The 21,605-nt window shown below is 40.1% G+C and carries 18 protein-coding genes; all 18 read right to left on the reverse strand.

All coding sequences use genetic code 11. The annotated features are described in order from the left end of the window. Positions 1 to 131: 131 nt before the first annotated feature. The 18 genes from B7E05_RS13630 to B7E05_RS13715 all read right to left on the reverse strand — a co-directional run bounded on the left by B7E05_RS13630 (position 132) and on the right by B7E05_RS13715 (position 21,229). Positions 132 to 383, reverse strand: coding sequence for a YlmC/YmxH family sporulation protein (locus B7E05_RS13630; protein WP_080874713.1), 252 nt, complete (start codon positions 381 to 383; stop codon positions 132 to 134). A 150-nt stretch (positions 384 to 533) separates the two neighbouring features. Beyond that, positions 534 to 1,760, reverse strand: coding sequence for a M16 family metallopeptidase (locus B7E05_RS13635; protein ID WP_080874714.1), 1,227 nt, complete (start codon positions 1,758 to 1,760; stop codon positions 534 to 536). Positions 1,761 to 1,794: 34 nt separating this feature from the next. After that, positions 1,795 to 2,748 carry a polysaccharide deacetylase family protein gene (locus B7E05_RS13640; protein ID WP_080874715.1) on the reverse strand — a complete coding sequence of 318 codons (954 nt, stop codon included), beginning with the start codon at positions 2,746 to 2,748 and terminating at the stop codon, positions 1,795 to 1,797. A gap of 144 nt (positions 2,749 to 2,892) precedes the next feature. Next, positions 2,893 to 5,007, reverse strand: coding sequence for a polyribonucleotide nucleotidyltransferase (pnp, locus tag B7E05_RS13645; protein WP_080874716.1), 2,115 nt, complete (start codon positions 5,005 to 5,007; stop codon positions 2,893 to 2,895). A 249-nt stretch (positions 5,008 to 5,256) separates the two neighbouring features. Beyond that, positions 5,257 to 5,526, reverse strand: coding sequence for a 30S ribosomal protein S15 (gene rpsO, locus B7E05_RS13650; RefSeq protein ID WP_080874717.1), 270 nt, complete (start codon positions 5,524 to 5,526; stop codon positions 5,257 to 5,259). Between the two features lie 158 nt (positions 5,527 to 5,684). Beyond that, on the reverse strand, positions 5,685 to 6,626 hold the full coding sequence (locus B7E05_RS13655; protein ID WP_080874718.1) for a bifunctional riboflavin kinase/FAD synthetase: 942 nt from the start codon (positions 6,624 to 6,626) through the stop codon (positions 5,685 to 5,687). 21 nt (positions 6,627 to 6,647) lie between these two features. After that, on the reverse strand, positions 6,648 to 7,541 hold the full coding sequence (gene truB / locus B7E05_RS13660) for a tRNA pseudouridine(55) synthase TruB (RefSeq protein WP_342744999.1): 894 nt from the start codon (positions 7,539 to 7,541) through the stop codon (positions 6,648 to 6,650). A gap of 162 nt (positions 7,542 to 7,703) precedes the next feature. Then, on the reverse strand, positions 7,704 to 8,045 hold the full coding sequence (gene rbfA, locus B7E05_RS13665; RefSeq protein WP_080874719.1) for a 30S ribosome-binding factor RbfA: 342 nt from the start codon (positions 8,043 to 8,045) through the stop codon (positions 7,704 to 7,706). A gap of 109 nt (positions 8,046 to 8,154) precedes the next feature. Further along, positions 8,155 to 8,433 (reverse strand): DUF503 domain-containing protein, encoded by a 279-nt coding sequence (locus tag B7E05_RS13670; RefSeq protein ID WP_080874720.1) that lies wholly within the window; start codon positions 8,431 to 8,433, stop codon positions 8,155 to 8,157. Further along, entirely contained in the window at positions 8,430 to 10,529 is a 2,100-nt protein-coding gene (gene infB, locus B7E05_RS13675; RefSeq protein WP_080874721.1) for a translation initiation factor IF-2, read from the reverse strand. The genes B7E05_RS13670 and infB overlap by 4 nt, the downstream gene beginning before the upstream one ends. Before the next feature lie 388 nt (positions 10,530 to 10,917). Continuing rightward, entirely contained in the window at positions 10,918 to 11,223 is a 306-nt protein-coding gene (locus B7E05_RS13680; RefSeq protein ID WP_080874722.1) for a L7Ae/L30e/S12e/Gadd45 family ribosomal protein, read from the reverse strand. 1 nt (position 11,224) lies between these two features. Continuing rightward, entirely contained in the window at positions 11,225 to 11,494 is a 270-nt protein-coding gene (gene rnpM / locus B7E05_RS13685) for an RNase P modulator RnpM (RefSeq protein WP_080874723.1), read from the reverse strand. Between the two features lie 13 nt (positions 11,495 to 11,507). Then, positions 11,508 to 12,611, reverse strand: coding sequence for a transcription termination factor NusA (gene nusA / locus B7E05_RS13690; RefSeq protein WP_080874724.1), 1,104 nt, complete (start codon positions 12,609 to 12,611; stop codon positions 11,508 to 11,510). 94 nt (positions 12,612 to 12,705) lie between these two features. Then, complete coding sequence (rimP, locus tag B7E05_RS13695) at positions 12,706 to 13,176, reverse strand: ribosome maturation factor RimP (RefSeq protein WP_080874725.1); 471 nt, start codon at positions 13,174 to 13,176, stop codon at positions 12,706 to 12,708. Positions 13,177 to 13,466: 290 nt separating this feature from the next. After that, entirely contained in the window at positions 13,467 to 17,756 is a 4,290-nt protein-coding gene (locus B7E05_RS13700) for a PolC-type DNA polymerase III (RefSeq protein WP_080874726.1), read from the reverse strand. 375 nt (positions 17,757 to 18,131) lie between these two features. Further along, positions 18,132 to 19,406: an RIP metalloprotease RseP gene (gene rseP, locus B7E05_RS13705; RefSeq protein ID WP_080874727.1), complete on the reverse strand. Its 1,275-nt coding sequence runs from the start codon at positions 19,404 to 19,406 to the stop codon at positions 18,132 to 18,134. 260 nt (positions 19,407 to 19,666) lie between these two features. Next, positions 19,667 to 20,455 (reverse strand): phosphatidate cytidylyltransferase, encoded by a 789-nt coding sequence (locus B7E05_RS13710; protein WP_080874728.1) that lies wholly within the window; start codon positions 20,453 to 20,455, stop codon positions 19,667 to 19,669. A 15-nt stretch (positions 20,456 to 20,470) separates the two neighbouring features. After that, positions 20,471 to 21,229: an undecaprenyl pyrophosphate synthase gene (locus B7E05_RS13715; protein WP_080874729.1), complete on the reverse strand. Its 759-nt coding sequence runs from the start codon at positions 21,227 to 21,229 to the stop codon at positions 20,471 to 20,473. Positions 21,230 to 21,605: the final 376 nt, after the last annotated feature.

The following is a 21,605-nucleotide window of genomic DNA, read 5'->3' on the forward strand; positions in this document are numbered from 1 at the left end:
TTAAGCCGTAAAAATACAATTTACCTGTCAAAAAAGGGGAAAACCTATATGCATATAAAAAAAGCTTGTTTATCCAGCAAGAAAAGGTATATCTGAATCCTTTTCCAGCCAAACAAACAAGCTTAGCCATATTACCCTTCTTCAGGGAGTTCTGTATCAATCATAATCATATCCGTACCAATTTTCCGGATGGCTTGCCAATGAATCTTGGTTTCTTCCCCTTCTTTCACGAGACCGAACCATTTGTAGCTGGGGATGATAAACGCTTCAATTTGTCCTGTTTTCGGATTAATTTCTAAATCGGTCTGACCGAGCATTCCAAGCCTTTTTCCTTCGTTCACATTAATAATTTCCTTATCTCCCATATCTCGAAAGCGTACCACCTTAAAACCTCCTTTTCTCTATTCTGCAAACAGGTCATTACCGTTTCAGAACGATAAAGATTCCATTAATACACTATATGTCCAAAACAGGAAAACATGCTTTTATCACGGAGAAGCCTTCGTAAAATTCCCGATGCACGCAGCTTTCCTTTATATATGTGAATCTTCCGGTGCGATTAAGGCTCGGGATGGCGTCTGCCCAAACACATGTTGAATAACGTCCGTTATTTGCTCGTTTGATATACCGTCAATTTCCAGTATCAAATCATCTAATGTACGGTGCTTCTGTAATACTAATTCATTCCGCCCGTTCCGTGACATCCGGCTGTTCGTGCTTTCCAGCCCCAGCATCAAACTTCCTTTTATCTGCTCTTTACTGTTCCGTAATTCTTTTTCCGATAAACCTTGTTCCACAAAATCATGGAGTGTGGATTGAATCACTTCTTCCAGTTGTCCAAGCTGGTTGTTTCCAGTACCGGCGTAAATGGTCAGCAGGCCATCATCGAAAAATGCAGCATGGTAAGAGAAGACAGCATAAGCCAGTCCTTTTTTCTCCCGCACTTCTTGAAATAGGCGCGAACTCATACTGCCTCCCAGCACATTATTTACAATAGCTAACGGATATAAATGCTTATCCCCTGCCTCATAACCGTTGTAACCGAGACACAGATGCGCCTGCTCCGTATCCTTGCTCCGGTAAATAGCCTCCTGCAAAAATACAGGTTTCGTTATGTTTTCTTTAGTAGTATTTCTAGTAAATGAGCCGAAGTAAGCATCAATATCATCTATAAACGAACGGCTTACATTCCCGGCTACTGAAATCACAACATTTTCAGGTGTGTAATGATCTTCCACATATTGCTGTAATTGCTTTTGGTCAAATGATGCCAGCTGCTTTTCGGTTCCAAGAATCGGATATCCTAACGGATGCTTGCCATAAGCGGCTTCAGCCAATAAATCATGGACAATATCATCCGGTGTATCTTCACACATTTTTATTTCTTCATAGACGACTTTTTTCTCTCTTTCCATTTCCTCTTCATCAAAGGTGGATTCAAAAAACATATCTGCTAATACTTCTAGCGCAAATGCTTTATGGGTATCCAATACTTTTGCGTAAAAGCAGGTATATTCTTTCGAAGTAAACGCATTAATCTGCCCGCCGACAGAATCAAATGCTTCCGCAATATCCTGCGCACTTCTTGTTTTCGTTCCTTTAAAAAACATATGCTCTAAAAAATGGGAAATACCGTTATTGTGGACCGTTTCATTTCTGGACCCGGTTTTGATCCATATTCCTATGGTTACAGAACGCACGGATGGCATTGATTCTAATACAATCCGTACACCGTTGCTGCTTGTATACTTTTCTACCAATTCTTATCCTCCTTGTCATACATCTTCTAGTAAATTAACGTGATTCACTTAACAATGATTCTACCGTTCCTATCTTATACCCTTTTTCTTTAAGCAGGGTAATCATTTGCTCCAGACCATTCGTGCTTGCCTCGGTCGGGTGCATAAGAATCATTGCTCCAGGATGAACGTTTTTTTCTATGCGATTAACCATAACAGAAACGGATGGATTCTTCCAATCAATTGTATCAAGTGTCCATAAGATTGTTTCCATATTCAGATCAGCTGCTGTTTCTACGGTTTCATTGTTAAAACTTCCACTAGGCGGAGCGAACCATTTAGGTGTATCTCCTGTAATTGTTTTTAAAATTTGATTGGTTTCTTCTATTTGCGTACGGGCATTGCTCTTATCAAGTGTCGCCATATCTGGATGATCATAGGCATGATTGCCGATGATATGCCCTTCTTCTTTAATCATTTTGACAAGACTGGAATTATTTTGCGCCCATTTTCCTTCAATAAAAAATGTCGCCTTTACTTGATGCTCTTTTAAAATTTGCAGCATTTCCGGGATATATGCGTCTCCCCATGAAACGTTGATTAAAAAGGAAACCATTTCTTTTTCAGGATGCCCCCGATAAATGGGAGATGGCTCTAAATCTTCTAACAAGATTTCCGGAGAGGTTTCATTAAAAACAAGTAAGTCCTCATCCCATTTATTTGCTTCTTGCATTTTCTGATAAGATTCCTCCACATTTACTTCCAGCCCATTCCGTCCTGGCGTTTTCTTCCATACCTCATCAATATAAGCATTTTCCGCATCTTCTTGGTACGTATCTTTTTTTTGGTCAATCTCCATATACAGTGCATCTTTTGGTGCATTTACTTCTATTTCTAACGGATCTACTGCAACAGTTTCCGTTTGAAAAGGATTATAACGTATATCAAATACCGTGAATATTAAAATGAGAAACACAAGAACATGTACATACTTAAAGTACCGCTTCATCTCTAATCCCTCCCTCTTGGTATTTTTATGCGCTCAGAGGGACAAGTATGAATGGTTTTAAGCGTTATCCTGATTCCATAAAAAAAGAAACTGAATTAAAAAAATCAGCTTCTTTTTCACAGAACAATATTCCCATTGTCGGGATTATGATTGAGCATTTTCTTTCTTCTCATCTTGCAGAACGGCTTTTCTGGAAAGATTCACTCTGCCTTGGCGGTCAATTTCTTTTACTTTTACCATGATTTGATCGCCGATAGAAACAGCATCTTCCACTTTATTTGTACGTTCTTCCGCAAGCTCAGAAATATGAACCAGTCCGTCTTTTCCTTTGAACAGTTCCACAAACGCACCAAATTTTTCAATCCGTTTTACTGTTCCAAGGTATACCTGGCCAACTTCTACTTCACGCACAAGGTCTTCAATGATTTTCTTCGCTTTATGGTTCATCTCGCTATCAGTTGATGAAATAAAGACATTTCCATCCTGTTCAATGTCAATTTTTACGCCGGTTTCATCAATGATTTGATTGATTTGCTTTCCGCTCGGCCCAATCACATCACGAATTTTATCCGGATTAATCGACATTGTCAGGATTTTTGGCGCGTATTCAGACAGTTCTTCTTTCGGCTGTTCAATGGTTGCAAGCATTGAATCTAATATATGCATACGGCCTTTTTTAGCTTGTGTCAGTGCTTCTTCTAAAATCGCACGGGATAAGCCGTCAATTTTAATATCCATTTGCAATGCGGTAACACCTTTTTCAGTACCGGCAACTTTAAAGTCCATATCGCCAAGCGCATCTTCCATGCCTTGGATATCAGAAAGGATGGTGTAATCATCACCTGATTTAACCAGCCCCATCGCAATACCTGCAACCGGCGATTTAATCGGAACACCGGCATCCATCATCGCCAATGTACTTGCACAAATACTTGCCTGGGAAGTAGAACCGTTTGATTCCAGCACTTCGGAAACAAGGCGGATGGTATAAGGGAAATCTTTCTCATTCGGCACGACTTTTTCCAGTGCCCGCTCGCCTAACGCACCATGACCGATTTCACGACGGCCCGGTCCACGGATAGGGCCTGTTTCCCCGACACTATATTGCGGGAAATTATAGTGATGCATAAAACGTTTAGTCTCTTCTAAATCAAGTCCGTCTAAAATTTGCACATCGCCCAATGCTCCCAGTGTACAGATACTTAAGGCTTGCGTCTGTCCGCGAGTAAACAAACCGGAACCGTGTGTGCGTGGAAGGACGTTGATACGGGAAGATAATGGACGGATTTCATCTACTTTCCGGCCGTCCGGGCGAATTTTTTCTTTCGTAATCAGGCGGCGTACTTCTTCTTTCACCATTTTATCCAATACGGATTTAACCTGCTTCACCGTTTCTTCTTCTGCTTCTTCTTCCTCATATTTCCCGACGACTTCCTGCTTCACTTCATCAATAGCAACGTCGCGGCCGTGTTTATCCACCACTTTAATGGCTTCCGTCAACTTTTCCTTGGCTTCTGCTTCGACTTTTTCTGCCAGCTCTTCATCTATCTCGGCTATTTCCACTTCAAATTTTTCTTTTGCAAATGCTTGTACAATTTCTTCCTGAAAAGCAACGAGGCGTTTAATTTCTTCATGTCCAAACATAATTGCCTCGAGCATCACATCTTCCGGTACTTCATCCGCGCCGGCCTCTACCATGTTAATAGCATCTTTGGTTCCGGCAACCGTTAAGTCAATATCACTTTTTTCCTCTTGTTCCACCGTAGGGTTAATAATTAGTTCTCCATCAACACGACCGACATGAACGCCTGCAATCGGCTGCTCAAACGGAATATCGGATATACTTAAAGCAATGGATGAACCGATCATTGCTGCAATTTCGGAAGAACAGTCCTGATCCACACTCATAACCGTGCTGATAACTTGTACTTCATTACGGAATCCATCAGGGAATAACGGACGAATCGGGCGGTCAATCAGTCTTGACGTCAGGATTGCTTTTTCACTGGGACGTCCTTCCCGTTTAATAAACCCTCCCGGAATTTTTCCTACTGCATATAATCTTTCTTCATAATTTACGGTTAATGGAAAGAATGGTAAATCTTTTGGTTCTTTGGAAGCGGTGGCTACCGATAGTACAGCAGTGTCTCCATAATGAATCATGCAGGCACCATTTGCTTGTTTTGCCAGCTCCCCTACTTCAACTGTAAATTTCTTTCCTGAAATCTCTGTAGAGAATAGCTTTTTTTCATCTGCCATTAGTTTTGTTGCTCCTTTCAAGGCTACAGCAATTTAAATTTATATGTAGCACTTCATATATTACATTTTTCTTCTATCTTCTATTATTCACAAAAGAATCCCTTTTTATAGAATAAACGATAGCCTGCCAGGAATCAATCACTTCCTTTTACACAGGCTGCTGGTTTGCATCAGTCCATCAAATATTTCGACAGGCTTCACCGTTTTTACATAAAAGAAAAAGCAGGATTGCTCCTGCTTTTTGCGTCATTAACGGCGTAAACCAAGTCGTTTGATTAACTCACGGTAACGGGTAACGTCTTTATTACGTAAATAAGTTAATAAGTTACGGCGTCTACCTACCATTTTCAAAAGACCGCGACGTGAATGGTGGTCTTTTTTATGTGTACGTAAATGTTCGTTTAATGCAGTAATTTCTGCAGTTAGAACAGCGATTTGAACCTCTGGAGATCCAGTATCTGTATCGTGCACCTTATACTCATTAATAATTTCGTTTTTACGTTCTTGTGTAATTGCCATTGTGGCACCTCCAAAAAAATAATTTGTTATCCCCAATCCCCTAGCATACGCCGGAGTTACGTGATGCCAAGCGATGGTTGTACAACTATAAGCATACCGCTTTTAAAGAAAAAAATCAAGCATAAGTTTATCACGAGGCAGCTGACTGCAGCTGTAGTTTACCGGTTTGCTAAATAAGCTCTTATTTCCTGTTCATCCTGCTGCATTCTTTCTATCAAGGCTTCCTTCGAATCAAATTTAATCTCTTCTCTTGTATTAGACAGCCATTCAATTGTGATTTCCTCATCATATAAATTATCATCAAAGTCAAACAGGTACACTTCAACAGACATATCCGCCTGATCTTCTGTAAATGTCGGGTTGGTTCCAATATTCGCCATCCCGCCGTATATATTGCCCTTCCGATCAACACGTGCAGCATACACACCTTGCTTCGGCAGCAGCGCATCTTTCGTTATCGCTAAGTTTGCTGTCGGATAACCTAATTCACGTCCGCGGCTCGCCCCTTTGACGACGACACCGGTGGTTGTATAGGGTCTTCCCAGCAACTGCTCTGCCTCTTCCATCTCTCCGGAGGCCAATGCCTTTCGGATTCGGGTAGAGCTGATTTTTTCTTCTTGTAAAGTAACTTTATCTATTGCTTCCCAAGTAAACGCATCCCTTGCATAATCCTGCATATCTGCCATTTTTCCTTTTCCTTTGTGTCCAAAAGAATAATCAAAACCTGCAACCAGATGTTTGATGTTTAAACCGATAATGAAGTGATCAATAAATTCTTGCGGGCTAAGCTTCGATAACTCCTCATTGAAACGGATAATGTATACACGGTCAACACCCAGGTCTTGGACGATTGCCTGCTTCTCAGAAGGCAGCGTTATGTACTTGACATGCGCTGCATCTTTTTTTAACACGACAGAAGGATGCGGAAAAAAGGTGATAACAGCACTTTCCATATTATTTTGTGCCGCTTTATCTACTGCTTGCTGAATAACCTTCTGATGCCCTTTATGGATTCCATCAAAAAAACCGATAGCGCTAACTGTTTCTGGTAAATCTTCCTTATGTAACGTATGCGGATAGGATAATTCCATTGTTTTCATCCTGCTACACCTTCTCTTTCTTTAGAATACTCTTAATGGTTTCATTTGCTCCGGCTTATCTGGATGCCTGCCGTAAATCGCTAATACTTCGTTATTATTTATAAATACAATCGGGTCATCTGTCAAAAAAGGGGCTTCTGTAACCGCTAATTTCTGGCCATTTTTAATACGGGACTTTAATGCTTCATCTACTTCTTGATGCATTAAATGACTTAAACCATCAGAAATCGGGCTTAACAGCTGTTCTTGTTCATTCTTGGCAGCCGCCTCTTCTATCATAGCAAAAGTAATCGTATTTTTCTTGGAAAAACTACCGGTTTGTATTCTTTCTAACTGCAGCATATGTGCCGGGTAGCCTAATTGCTTTCCTATATCTACACATAGTGTCCGGATATAAGTTCCTTTCGAACATACGACATATATATCAAAGGTGTTTTTTTCCTTATCTAATGCTTCAAGCTGTAAATCATGGATAAACACTTTCCGCACCGGTCTTTCCACTGCTTCATTTGCTCTTGCATATTCATATAGTTTTTTACCATGAACTTTGACAGCAGAATACATAGGAGGAACTTGGGTGATTGTCCCTTTATATTTTTCTAAAACAGCTTCTATCTCTGTTTTTTCCGGCATTCGGATGACTTCTTTTTCATCCACTATATTTCCGGTCGCATCTTCTGTGTCTGTCTCTGCTCCTAAGGCGACCGTCCCTGAATACATTTTCTTCGTATCCGTCAAATACGGAACAATCTTGGTGGCATTGCCAATACAAATAGGCAGTACCCCCTCTACTTCTGGATCTAATGTCCCTGTATGCCCAACTTTTTTCGTATAAAAATAGCGGCGACATTTCGCAACGCAATCGAAAGAAGTCATCCCTTTAGGCTTCCAAAGCGGTAAAATTCCATTCACCATAAAACACCGTCCTTTCTTCATAAAGTACGCAATATAACCATTCGTAAAACTCCTGTGACAAAAAGTGCTGTCTTGGAGAAGACACGGACGCGGTATGTACCATGATGCAATATAGCAAAAAAACTGATCCTTACCGGGAATCAGAAGGATCAGTTTTCAACATTACTTATTAAGATCTCTCAATATAGAGTCTATCCGGTTACCTTGCTCGATCGCTTCATCAAATTCAAAGTTAAGTTCAGGTGTTTTACGCAAACGAATCCGTTTGCCAATTTCTGAACGAATAAACCCTTTTGCTTTTGCAAGTCCCAATAAGGTTTCCTGCTTTTTCTTCTCATCACCTAATACCGAAATAAATATTTTTGCCTGTTGTAAATCGCCGGTTACTTCTACATCGGTAACTGTCACAAAACCTACACGGGGGTCTTTTATTTTTCTGGATAAAATATCCCCCAGCTCTTTTTTCATTTGCTCTGCAACGCGATGAGCTCTTAATTCAGACATTCATCTCACCTCACATACTCCGATGAACCTTCATGTTAAAGGGGGTTCAAAAAGCCCTGCTTCTAAACCATTTATTGCTTATCTTTCAGCGCTTTTTGAACACACACTTCTACAATCGTTCTACATTGGTTATTGTTCTCTCTAATTCAGAAAAAGAATCTATTGTGTGTAAAGCTTGTTGGATTACTTTTTCAGCATGCACATAATCATTGGAAACAATCACAATCCCAAGACTGGTGCGTTGCCACAAATCATGAAATCCAATCTCGGAAACAGAAACATTAAAAGATTGACGTAATTTATTCATCACCCGCTTCAACACGGAGCGTTTCGCTTTTAACGAATTTCCTTCATACAACATACATTCTACTTCTGCATAGAGAATCATTTTCTTTCCATTTCTTCCATGATATAAGCTTCGATTGTGTCGCCTTCTTTAATATCATTAAAGTTCTTTAATGTGATACCACATTCATAGTTTTTTTGAACTTCTTTCACGTCATCTTTAAAACGTTTCAAATCAAGCAGGTCGCCTTCATAAAGTACAACACCATCACGAATTAAACGAACACTGGAATCTCTCGTGATTTTGCCGTCTGTTACATAGCTTCCGGCAATCGTACCGATACGTGATACTTTAAATGTTTCACGGACTTCTGCCTGGCCAATTACTTTTTCCTGATACTCTGGATCAAGAAGACCTTTCATGGCAGCTTCAATCTCTTCAATCGCACTATAAATCACACGGTGAAGACGTAAATCAATTTTTTCAGATTCTGCAGCTCTTTTCGCATTCACATCCGGACGGACGTTAAATCCGATTACAATGGCATTGGATGCAGAAGCAAGGATAATATCGGATTCCTTAATCGCACCTACACCTGTGTGAATGATTTTAACGTTCACACCTTCCACTTCAATTTTACGCAGCGAAGCCGCCAACGCTTCCACAGAACCCTGCACATCCGCTTTAACAATAATGTTTAATTCTTTCATTTCCCCTTGTTTAATTTGTTCAAACAAATCATCTAAGCTGACCGTAGATTGGCTGCCGCGATTTTCATCAATTTGCTTCTCTTGACGGGCAATACCAATTTGACGCGCTTTTTTCTCATCTGAAAATGCGAGGAATTGGTCTCCAGCCTGCGGAACATGTTGCAGTCCGGTAATTTCAGCCGGAGCGGATGGACCGACTTCCTTCACACGCTGGCCGAGGTCATTGACCATTGCACGCACTTTTCCGTACGTACTTCCCACAACAAGCGGGTCTCCTACATGCAAGGTGCCATTTTGTATCAGCAGTGTCGCTACAGAACCTCTGCCTTTATCTAACTTCGCATCAATAACGGTACCGAAAGCTTTTGCATCCGGGTTTGCTTTTAACTCTTCCACTTCTGCAACTAATAAAATCATCTCAAGAAGATCATCTATACCTTCCCCTTTAATCGCAGAAAGATTCACAAAGATGGTACTGCCGCCCCAGGCTTCCGGAATCAATTCATGCTCTGTTAATTCCTGCATCACACGGTCCGGATTGGCACCTTCTTTATCCATTTTATTAACTGCTACGATAATTGGTACTCCTGCAGCTTTCGCATGGTTAATTGCCTCCGTTGTTTGCGGCATAACGCCATCATCTGCAGCAACAACTAAAATAGCAATATCTGTTACCTGCGCCCCGCGAGAACGCATGCTGGTGAACGCTGCGTGCCCCGGCGTATCCAAGAACGTCACTTTTTTACCGTCATTTTCAACCTGGTAAGCGCCAATATGCTGCGTGATGCCGCCAGCCTCGCCAGCTGTAACTTTCGTATGGCGAATAGCATCCAACAGCGTTGTTTTCCCGTGGTCAACATGTCCCATAATGGTAACCACAGCCGGACGTTCTACTAATTTATCACTATCGTCTTCTTCAATATATTTGTCAAGGTCTGTATCTTCTAAAATAATTTCTTTTTCTACTTCTACATTATATTCTTCACAGATTAACTCAACAGCATCATCTTCCAGGTCTTGGTTTTTTGTAGCCATCACACCCATAAACATTAATTTCTTGATGATTTCTGCTGGTTCTTTTTGCAGTTTATCTGCCAGTTCCTGTACGGTTAACGTACCGTGATACATGATTTTACTTGGAGTCTCTTTCACTAATGACTGCCCCTTTTGCTGTTGATGTTGTTTCCCTTTTTTAGGGGAATTTTGTTTTTTATTATTCGGATTATCTTTCTTCCCACGCTGATTTGCATTTGGTTTTTTATTGGAAGTTTTTTTATCCTTTTGCTGCTTATTCGTATTTACTTGGTTATGATTCGTGTTTTGTTTTGTCTGCGGGTTGAACTTTTCATCCAATTGTTTGATTTCTTTATCTGAAATGGTAGACATATGATTAGAAACTTCTATATTCTTATTCTTTAAAAATTGAATGATTTCCTTACTCGCAACATTATTTTTCTTTGCGTATTCATATACACGTATTTTGGTCATACCTTCACCTCCGGATTAATTTATCGCAGTGCAACTGGCTATTAGACTTCCGCTCCAAGAAATAAGAAAATAGATCCTTTCCAAGAAGGAGATCTAATAGCCAATAACGGAACGATTGGTTCAACTGCCATTCAGTAAAAGATATCAGATTCCCTCACTGAAGGAAGTCTCCCTTTATCCAACAAACTAAAAGTGGAGAGCGCCCTTAAATACGGTCGCCTAATTGTATTTACTCGCCTTGCCGGAATATTCCGAGCCAATATCGGCTTTCAATACGGACACGGTATACCGTTTTCAGCCGTTGAACATATGGTGCTAACCATTTTTTATTTAGCGCCCGGAGCTAGAAAGCTATCTCTATAGCTTGGGAGTTCATTTTCGAAAAAGGTTACACTTTCTTGGTTAATAAAGAAAGGAGTTTTTTTGCAAAGCCTGCATCCAATATTGCTATAGCTACCCGCTGTTCTTTTCCAATTGCCTGTGATAATACTTCCCTATCAGCAACAAAACGGTATGGAACATGGTATGAATTGCATTTATCCGCAAGTTTCTTTTTCGTTTGCGGTCCAATATCTTCAGCCAATAAAACAAGCTTTGCACGGCCTTTACGGATATCCTTTATAATGTTATCTCCTGTTGAACATTTACCTGCTCTGACAGCGAGACCAATGATATTTAGATAATTCGGATTCATGTCATTCTCCCTCTACTAAAGCTTCTAACTCATCGTAGATTGTCGGACTTACTTCTGTATTCAATGTTTTGTTAAGTGCACCCGTTTGCCGGGCCTGCTCAATCACAGACTTTTCTTTGGAAAGGTAAGCGCCACGACCGTTTTTTTTGCCGGATTCGTCAACAAACACTTCCCCTTCTTTATTCCGGACAATGCGGATTAAGTCTTTTTTCGGTTTCATTTCATTTGTAATAACACATTTTCTTTCTGGTATCTTTTTTTTCTTAGCCAAGGGAAATACCTCCTTATTCAAACAAATCTTCATCGTTGTCAGAATAAGCTTCTTCTATTTCTGCATCATCCAGCAAACCTTCTGCTTTTGCATCCGATTCACTTTTAATATCAATTTTCCAGCCTGTAAGTTTTGCAGCTAAACGCGCATTCTGTCCTCGTTTGCCAATAGCCAGTGATAATTGATAGTCCGGAACAATCACCGTCGTTGCCTTTTCTTCTTCATCTACCAGCACCTTCAGGACTTTGGATGGGCTTAAAGCATTCGATACGTAAACAACAGGATCTTCCGACCACTCGACAATATCGATCTTTTCCCCTTTTAATTCTGTCACAATCGCTTGAACACGCTGCCCTTTCTGCCCGACACAAGAACCTACCGGATCGATTTCCGGGTCCGGTGCATAAACAGAGATTTTAGAGCGGTCTCCGGCTTCACGGGAAACAGATCTGATTTCAACAATGCCATCATAAATTTCCGGAACTTCCATTTCAAATAATCGTTTTAACAAACCAGGATGGGAACGCGAAATATAAATTTGCGGTCCTTTACTTGTATTCTCCACTTTTGTCACATACACTTTCAAACGATCATGAATATGGTATTCTTCTGTTGGCATCTGTTCAGCCTCTGCCAGTTTTGCTTCAATTTTACCCAGATTCACATAGACAAAACGTGCATCCTTACGCTGAATAATCCCTGTCATGACATCTTCTTCTCTATCAATATATTCAGAGAAAATCACGCCGCGTTCTGCCTCACGGACCCGCTGTGTAACGACTTGCTTTGCAGCCTGTGCAGCAATACGCCCAAAATCTTTCGGTGTCACTTCCACTTCTATAACGTCTTCCACTTCATAATTCGGATTAATACTTTTCGCTTCATCCAGAGATATTTCGAGTTGTGCGTCTTCTACATTTTCAACAATCGTTTTTCTCGCAAAAACGCCCATCTTTCCAGTCGTTTCATTCAACTCTACCCGGACATTTGACGCTGCCTTAAAATTTTTCTTATAAGCAGAAATAAGCGCTGCTTCCAAGGCTTCCATCAAAATATCCTTTTCTATTCCTTTTTCTTTTGCTAAATGATCAATCGCATCAAACAACTGCGTGCTCACTTTTTCTTTTCCCCCTTTTGGTTGATGTGTATCAATAAATCCGACAAAAGGGATATTGAAATCCTTTTATCGTACTTTTAAACGATACTTTTCATTAAAACATGACTGCTAGTCTTGCTTTTGCAACTTTTTCATAAGGTATTTCTACAATTTTCTTTCTTGTCTTTACTTTATATTCAATAGAAAGGGTCTCATTCTCCACATTTTTTAAAATACCTTCAAATGTTTTTTCATCATCAATTTTCTCATATAACTTGACGAAAACATTTTGTCCAATATTCTTTTTCAAGTCTTCCAGCGTTTTTAACGGCTTTTCAACCCCAGGAGAAGATACTTCCAGAAAATAAGCTTCTTTAATTGGATCCGCTTCATCCAGTTTTTCACTTAACTGTTCAGATACCTCACCGCATTCTACAATGTCAATACCGCCTTCTTTATCAATATAAACACGTAGAAACCAGTTCTTTCCTTCTTTCACATATTCCATATCAACTAATTCTAAATTTTTCTCTTCTAAGATTGGATTAAGTAATTCAGTCGTTATATCAATTACCTTGGAACTCAAGTGTAAACCTCCTTTAACCATGTCTCCGCACCTTCAGCCAATATAAAACCCCTGCCTAAAAAAGTGGCGGGGGAAGCAGAGAGTCCTGTTTAGGCGGAGTATGAAGAAAGAGCGGGCGTGAACCCACTCTTTACATTCGTACGTATCAAACATTCTAACCAAAAAATAGTATAGCATATTCTATACCCCTTTGCAAACCATCAAAACAAGACTTCAAAGCTTTCCAGAGCCGTGCTGTTATGGTCAGCTTACCCAAAAACAAGGCATTTTATCCGGATAATCCTCATCAGTTAAAATAATGAAAGCTGATTTTTCTCTTCCATTCCTTCTAAACATCCATGATTATCTAAATACTCTAATACCGTTTTGGAAATTTTACTTCTTTCTCGTAAATCTTCTTTCGATAAAAATTCGCCTTCTTCACGCGCTTTTACAATATTTAAGGCTGCATTTGTACCTAATCCATCCACGGCATTAAAAGGAGGTAACAAGGAATCGCCGTCAACGATAAATTCTGTCGCACTCGATTTATATAAATCTACTTTTTTAAAGGATAGACCGCGTTCGCACATTTCTAAACAAATCTCCAGCACCGTAAGCAGACTTTTCTCTTTCGGTGAAGCATCATTGCCTTTATAACTGATTTCTTCAATGCGTTTCCGAATCGCTTCAGACCCTTTAATCATTGTATCTAACTCAAAATCATCTGCGCGGACAGTAAAGTAGGCAGCGTAAAAAAGAATCGGATGATGCACTTTGAAATAGGCAATGCGCACAGCCATCAATACATAAGCTGCAGCATGGGCTTTCGGAAACATATATTTAATCTTCTTACAAGATTCAATATACCAGTCGGGTACATTATTTTTCTTCATTTCCTCGATCCATTCATCCTTCAAGCCTTTACCTTTACGGACAAACTCCATGATATTAAATGCTAAAGAAGGCTCTAACCCTTTATGCATTAAATACACCATAATATCATCACGACAACCGATAACGTCCGGAAGTTTACAAATACCATCGTTAATCAGTTCCTCGGCATTACCGAGCCATACGTCTGTACCATGTGACAGACCAGATATAATAATCAGTTCCGCAAATGTTTTCGGCTTCGTATCCTCAAGCATCTGCCGGACAAATCGTGTTCCGAATTCAGGTACTCCCAACGTTCCTGTTTTACATTGAATCTGATCCGGAGTAACGCCTAGGGATTCGGTACCTCCAAAGATTTTCATAACCTCTTCATCATCGGTCGGAATCGTTTTAGGGTCAATACCGCTTAAATCCTGCAGCATACGAATTACAGTCGGATCATCGTGTCCGAGTATATCCAGCTTCAACAAATTATCATGAATCGAATGGAAATCAAAATGCGTTGTCCGCCATTCACTGTTCCGATCATCAGCCGGGAATTGAATTGGTGTGAAATCATAAATTTCTTTATCGTCCGGAACAACAATAATTCCTCCCGGATGCTGTCCAGTTGTTCTTTTTACCCCTGTACAGCCTTGCACAAGCCGATCAATTTCTGCATTTTTATACACGAGCTGATGATCAGAGGCATAACCTTTTACATAACCATAAGCTGTTTTTTCTGCGACTGTACCGATTGTTCCAGCTCGGTATACATTATCAATACCAAACAACTCTTTTGTATAGTTGTGGGCACGAGGCTGATAGTCTCCTGAGAAGTTCAAGTCAATATCGGGTACTTTATCCCCTTTAAAGCCTAAGAATGTCTCAAAAGGAATATCGTGTCCATCTTTTCTCAGCGCAGCTCCGCACGAAGGACAGGCTTTATCTTCTAAATCAAAACCGCTTGCTACGGAACCATCTGTAAAGAACTCAGAATGCTTGCAGCTTGGACACACATAATGTGGCGGCAGCGGGTTCACTTCCGTAATTTCGGTCATCGTTGCAACAAAGGATGAACCGACAGAGCCCCTGGAACCTACCAGGTAACCATCGTTCAGTGACTTTTTAACAAGCTTCTGGGAAATTAAATAAATAACAGCAAACCCATTTCCGATAATACTCTCTAACTCTGTTTCCAGACGGTTCGTCACAATTTCCGGTATCGGCTCACCGTATATTTCCTTTGCCATGTTATAGCATAGATCACGCATTTCTTGTTCGGCACCTTCAATATTCGGTGTAAACAAACCATCCTGGATTGGAGAAATCGTTTCTATATGATCTGCTAACTGTTGGGTGTTTTGAACAACAACTTCTTTTGCTTTGTCTTTTCCTAAAAAGGAGAAGGCCGCAAGCATTTCATTCGTTGTTCGAAACGGCGTATCCGGTAATGTTTGCCGATTTAATGGATTACCGGCCTGGGAGGCAATTAAGATTTGCCGATATTGCTTATCAAAATCCTGCAGATAGTGGACATTTCCGGTAGCTGTTACCAGTTTGTCCATCCGTTCGCCAAGATTGACCAGTTTCCGTAGTATATCCACAATTTGCGCTTCATTTTGCACCAAATCTTTATCCACTAAATGAACAAAGTTTTTTGGCGGCTGTACTTCAATATAATCGTAGAATTCAGCAACCTGCTCTGCTTCTTCTTCCGATTTCTGCATCATTGTTTCAAATACTTCACCCCGGTCACAAGCCGTCCCGATTAAAAGTCCTTTGCGGTACTTTTTCAAGACAGATCTTGGCAGCCGCGGTTCCCGGTAGAAATAATCAATATGCGCATGAGATACAATCTTATATAAATTTTTCAAACCTTCCTGCGTCTGTGCCAAAATCGTGCAGTGAAAAGGTCTGGAACGTTGATAAGCGTTGTTTTCTCCCATATGGTTATTTAAATCCTGATGATTGGTTATTCCTCTTTCCATTAATTTTTGCACAAGATTCCATAATAAATAGCCTGTAGCTTCCGCATCATAGATAGCACGGTGATGCTGGGTCAATTCAATTCCTAAATGTTTACATAAGGTATTCAGACGGTGATTTTTAAGCTCAGTAATTAAAAATCGTGCTAATTCCAACGTGTCAATGACCGGATTAGTCGCTTTCGCATAGTCAATCCGTTTAAAACCTTGATTTAAGAAGCCCATATCAAAGCTTGCATTATGTGCGACTAAAATATCGTCCCCCATCCAGGCATGAAATTCTTTTAGAACGTCGCCTACTTCCGGGGCATCTTTTACCATATCATCCGTAATACCTGTTAAATCGGTTGTTGTCTGTGACAGCGGATGATGCGGATTTGCAAAAGATTCAAACCGGTCAACGATTTCTCCATCTCTTACTTTTACTGCGGCCAATTCAATAATGGTATCGTACACAGCAGAAAGTCCTGTTGTTTCCACGTCAAATACAACATAGGTGTCTTCTTTTAAGGAACGGTCGCTCTCATTGTAGGCAATGGGAACACCATCATCGACCAGGTTTGCTTCTACACCATAGAGTACTTTCACACCATGTTTCTGTCCGGCATAATATGCATCCGGAAAACCTTGTACACCAGCATGATCTGTGATGGCAACAGCAGGATGTCCCCATTTAGCAGCCTGTTCAACCAATGCATCCGGCGAAACTACCGCATCCATCTGACTCATCGTCGTATGTGCATGTAATTCCACTCTTTTTTCATCTTCCGGTGCCTCGTCTTGTTTTTCTTTGACTTGCACCTCATGAATATCCTTTGCCATCATAGCCAATTCATTGGTATACATATCCGTCTGGATACTGCCGCGGGCTTTTACCCATATCCCTTTTTTAACAGATTGAAACTTGCTGACATCGTCATTACCGCCTGAAAACATTTTGATTTGCAGGGAATCTGTATAATCGGTTACTTTCATAATCAAAAGGCTGCGCCCGGATCGCAATTCACGGATTTCTGCATCAAATACATATCCTTGTACGGTAATACGTCTTTCTTCTTCTAAAATTTGATTCATCTCTACCGGATCATCTTGAATTTTATAACCGATTGCGAACGGCTGACTGACAGGCGTATCTTTTTCTTTATCCCGCTTTTCTTTTTCCTGAACCGTTTTTTGAACCAGCGCCTGGTCCTCTTTTGCCTTATTGTCCTGAAATGCTTGCATTTCGTCCTGATTTGCCTTCACTTCAAAATCAATAGCATAAGGTCTCGCTCCGATTTGATAACAGAACTGACTGAAGGCCGGCTCCAGCCTTTTTTTTAAAATATTGGATTCTGTTTCGTTTCTGGAAGTCAGCATAATTTTATTATCCACAATCCGTGGTGTCTGCTGCATGACCATTTCCTGATGGGCGGGAGAAATCGGTGTTGTTGCTAAAAAGTGTTTCCAGTAAACACCTATGTCCTGTTCATTACATTGTTTGTTATTTGTATGTAATGTCAGTTCCACCTTTTCCGCAATAGATGAGAAACTTTTTTGCAGGGACTGGTATAAATATAAATATTCATCAAAAGGAAGCACATCTTCCAGGTGAATATAAAAATGCCATTTTTTCTCTTGTTTATATACTTCTACTTTTTCCAAATAACTTGAAGCAAAATACGTTTGCACCGATGTTTCAGACAATTGAATTTGCTCAAGCAGCAATTTCATTTTTTCTTGCTTGGAAATCTGCATTTTGTGCCCCTCCAATCTGTAAATATTTTCACTTACGAAAAGAAAGCTTCTTTTATTAGTACTCAACTTACGCACCTAAGAAGAAGCATATAGACCTTGCTGTTCCAAGATGAACAGGATCGCTGTTATCATGCTTGCTTTGAGTTCAATCATCTTTCTATTTTTTGAACAAGGTATGGTGTGTAGCTTCCACTCCGCCGCAGCGGTAGCCTTACACTTTATCTTCTACTCTTTCTCAACAGCTGTATGGAAGAAAAGATCAACCCCTGTTCCTATGGAAAGAAAGTTTAAAATCCCAAAGTTGAGTTATTATTAAAACACGATACCCTTGTCTATAAACCGACAAGGGTATCCTATTGGATTTACTATTTTATTTTACAAGAATAATCGCTGAATGTCATTCCATGTGACAACAATCATTAGTAACATCAGAAGTGCAAATCCAACAAAGTGGAATACACCTTCTTTTTCCGGAGCAACCGGTTTTCCTCTGACTGCTTCGATGCCGACAAACATCAGTCTGCCACCGTCTAACGCCGGTAGAGGAACCAAATTAATAATTCCTAAATTAATGCTCAGCATTGCCGTCCACATTAAGAAGGTAGTAAAACCGGACTGAACAACTTGATTAGTTGCATCATAAATGCCTACTGGTCCGGATAAAACGTCAATAGACAATTGCCCTGTAACTAACATAACTAAATTGGTAATAATAAGCTTTGATGTTTCAAATGTCTGCTCAAAGCCAAAGGTTACAGTACCAAGGAGATCTTTTTCATATGCTGCAGTTACTCCAATTTGTCCGATATTCATCGGATCGCCCTTTTCATCAACGGTTTCCACTTCTGCTGGAACCACGGTGAGTTCATGTTCCGTACCGCCCCTGGAGATAACTAAATCCAATTCCTCTCCCGGGCTTTCTTGCACAATACCTGTGAACTGATTCCACGTTGAAATGGACTGATCACCGATTTGTGTAATAATATCATTTTCCTCGAATCCCGCTTCTTCCGCAGGACTGTCGGGTTGAATTTCCCCCATCTGTGCTTCCTCTACAGGAACACCTTGAATCAGTCCAATAAGCAGAAAGATAAAGATGGCAAGTACAAAGTTCATCATCGGTCCGGCAAATAGCTGCATTGCACGTTGACCAACTGTTTTCGATGCAAATTGTCTATCGAAAGGAGCGATTTGTGTTTCTCTTTCGTCAACGATAAACATTGCTTTCGGATCGACATCAAAATGAAGTTTTGTTTCTTCATCATCCAATTCATAACCTTCAATGTAAAGCTTATGGTCAAGGTCCACTTTCTCTACTTCAATCGTGCGGGCATTCGGATGTTTTGATTTGTTATTGACAATAATTTGAGATACTTTTCCATCTTTATTAAAATCCAGGGCAACATGGTGTCCCGGTTTTAACTCGACAATTTCCGGATCATCTCCTGCAACACGGACATATCCGCCCGCCGGGATTAATCGAATGGTATAAAGTGTCTCATTTTTGGTGAATGATAATATCTTTGGGCCAAATCCGATTGCAAATTCACGGACAAGCATTCCTGCCCGTTTTGCAAAAATCAAGTGCCCCCACTCATGGATAGAAACGAGTACACCAAACATTAATATAAATGCAATAACAGTTGTCATGACAGCACCTTCCTTCTGATAAAGGTAAAAGAGATTACTCCACCTTACTTTTCTATCATAATATAAACATAACTGTATTACATAAACTTATGACGTAATACAAATTTATTTTTTAATAACTGAAAGCCATTCATAATGATTGGCTTGTCTCATCATTTTAAAAATAAAACATGCTATGTACGGAGAAAAGAAAGCTCTTCACCTAGTATATGCAACATTTCAGCTTACTTTACTGATTCTACAACATTCGTTTTCATTTGTTAAAAAAAATGAATAAAATGCAGTAATGGAAAAACAAAAAGCATGCTGTCAAAGCGGTCTAAAATACCACCATGCCCAGGCAGGATTTTCCCTGAGTCCTTCACATTATATATACGTTTAAAAGCAGATTCAACTAAATCACCTATTTGCCCGACACAGGAAGCAATCACCGTAACCATCATGACTGTCAACAAGGACTGCTCAAATGGTGTTATCAGATGAAAGATGACAGCAACAACTACTGCTACAAAAATACCTCCCAGTGCACCTTCTACCGTCTTCTTGGGGCTGATTGCAGGCAATAGTTTCCGTTTGCCAAGCTTCCTCCCGAATAAGTAAGCTCCTGTATCTGTTGCCCAGATAATAAAAAATGCAAATAAAATATTTCTCAGCGCATTATCACCATCTCTTGTCTCCAGCAAATAGAAGAATCCTAACCCGACATAAAATGCTGCAAGGATAACGAATCCGACCTGATCAAAAGTAAAAGCATTTTGAACCAGTACCGTATATGCTAATAAAACAAAAATCAGAATAGAAATCAATTCATACTTCGTAAACCATGTAATATCAGTAAAAACGGCATCAGGCAGTAAAACCACCCACGTTAATAAAGCTGATAAAACATATGGTAAGAAGTGCTTTTCCGGCGGGCGCATACGGATTAATTCAATTAATCCTATTGTGGCCAACAGATAGATAAAAATAGTAAACGGCATGCCGCCCATTATAATAATCGGTACAAATACAAGCAGCGCCAATACCGCTGTTATCGTTCGTTGCTTCATTCCATTATCATCACCTTATATACCTCCATATCGTCTTTTCCGCTGCTGATATGCAAGTAATGCTTCATAAAATGTTTCTTCCGTAAACTCGGGCCAAAGCTTATCCGTAAACCAAAACTCGGTATATGCCATTTGCCAAAGCATAAAATTACTTAATCGGTATTCTCCACCGGTCCGGATTAATAAATCCGGATCAGGTACGCCATTGGTATATAAATGTTTGGAAAAGGTCTCTTCATCCAAACAGTCAATATCCAAATTTTCTTCTTTTAAGTCGATGGCAATTTGCTTCACAGCTTTTAAAATCTCGTAACGGCTGCCATAATTCAGTGCAAAATTTAAGATAAGGCCATCATTATGCTTGGTTTTTTCTATTGCATAGTTTACAGCTTCCTGCGTATTATTTGGCAATGCATGAAAATCACCTATTGTTTCGATACGAACATTATTTTCCATCAAACTTGGTAAATATACATGCAAAAATTCTTTGGGAAGTTTTAAAATATAGTCCACTTCTTGTTTTGGACGTTTCCAGTTTTCTGTTGAGAAAGCATAAAGCGTTAAAACCTTCACATTTGCTCCCACAGCGGTTTTAACGATTTTATTCACCGTAGAAACACCTTCTTTATGACCTGCAAACCTGGGTAAACCCCGCTTTTGCGCCCATCTGCCGTTCCCGTCCATGATGATAGCAACATGACCTGGAGCATTTTCTGCAGAAAGTGAATCTGTTTCTTTTGGTTGTTTTGATAAAAAAGGAATTTTAATAGACATTTTCCGTCCCCCGAATGGTTGTTTGTTCATAACCCTCTTCATCTTTTACAAGAACAAGGGATGAAAGGCATGACCATGCCAATAATAATTAGTGTCTGTTCAAAAGTAGCCAATGATTTTCGATGGGACGAGTAATCGCAGCAATGTTGTCAGGTTAGTATGACCGCTACGGAAAAACACTACGCTTTCCGCGGGCTTGAGCTCAGCCTCCTCGAAAAAAAGAAGTTCGCTTTTTTCCTGCGGGGTCTTCCCACTGCGCTTTCCCGCAGGAGTCTCCGTGTTTTTCCTCCGCTGGTTAGCTTTATTGCTCTATGCTTATAGCAACTATTATTTTTTTTAAATTTATTAACCTGACAACATCGGTAATCGCAGTCCC

It is taken from the genome of Oceanobacillus timonensis, from assembly GCF_900166635.1.
Taxonomy (GTDB): Bacteria; Bacillota; Bacilli; order Bacillales; family Amphibacillaceae; genus Oceanobacillus; species Oceanobacillus timonensis.